Genomic DNA, 878 nt, shown 5'->3' on the forward strand with positions numbered 1-878 from the left:
GCGACTGGTCGACAGGCTTCTGCACGGTGAGGATTTTCTCGCTGTGCACCATGTTCTGCGAGCCTTCCCAGGCCTTGACCCAGACGCAGGGCATATCGGGCTCGACCTCGCAATTGCCGTTGGCACGCACGCCGCCGCAAGGGCCGTTGCGCAATTGCTTGGGGCAGTTCATCGGGCACGACATGCCGGTCGAGGACAAGATGCACTGGCCGCACATGCGGCAGTCGAACATGAAGCCCTTGACGCGCTTCTCGACAAATTTGATCGGCCCTTCGACACGGCCGTAGCCTATGCCTTTCCACAAGGGATGGAGGAGAAGGAACATGTCGGCGAATTTGGCGTAGAACCATTCGAGCAGGCGCGAATGCCTGATCGACCACAGCCGGACCGCGAAGGAGCGCTGCACGCGCCGCTGCGGCGATACGTCGGCCGGCTTGTAGTCGGATTTCGGCGCTGCCTTCTTGACCAGAGTGGCCTGGGTAACCGCCGGCCCATCCTTGGTAGGAATGGTTTCAGACATCTTCTTTGCCGCCCGCCTTGACCAGAGCGACCAGCCGCTCGCGGTCGTATTTCGTGTCGAGGTCGTTGAATGCCTTCTCGACCTCGGCTTCGAGGTCGTCGCCGACCGGAATGGGATCGGCCTTGCGCCATTCGGCCAGATAATCGTCAGTGCCACCGGCGCCGGTGCGCATGGCGCACATGTCGATCGCCTCGGTGAAGCGCAGCGGCAGTTCGCGCTTGGCGTTTTGCCGACCCCTCTTGACGATGACCTGGGCAGGGATGTCGCGCCAGTAGACGACGATCAGATCGGCCATGAATTCTCACTCCTCGATATCGGAGCATTGCCGGAAGCGCAGGTGGGCCGCTTGTTATGGGAC

Annotated in this window: 2 protein-coding genes; both read right to left on the reverse strand. The window is 61.7% G+C overall.

Translation table 11 applies throughout. From position 1 onward, the window contains the following. Nucleotides 1-520: methylenetetrahydrofolate reductase C-terminal domain-containing protein (locus EN993_RS36305; protein WP_127266281.1), on the reverse strand; the 520-nt coding region annotated here is incomplete at its 3' end. Further along, nucleotides 513-815, reverse strand: coding sequence for a virulence factor (locus EN993_RS36310; protein ID WP_109667807.1), 303 nt, complete (start codon nucleotides 813-815; stop codon nucleotides 513-515). The genes EN993_RS36310 and EN993_RS36305, both read right to left, overlap by 8 nt. Between the last annotated feature and the right edge of the window lie 63 nt (nucleotides 816-878).

It is taken from the genome of Mesorhizobium sp. M7D.F.Ca.US.004.01.2.1, assembly GCF_003997785.1.
GTDB lineage: Bacteria > Pseudomonadota > Alphaproteobacteria > Rhizobiales > Rhizobiaceae > Mesorhizobium > Mesorhizobium loti.

Coding starts and splice junctions, on each gene's coding strand:
- EN993_RS36310 (WP_109667807.1), bottom strand. CDS start 815: ATGGCCGATCTGATCGTCGTCTACTGGCGCGACATCCCTGCCCAGGTC.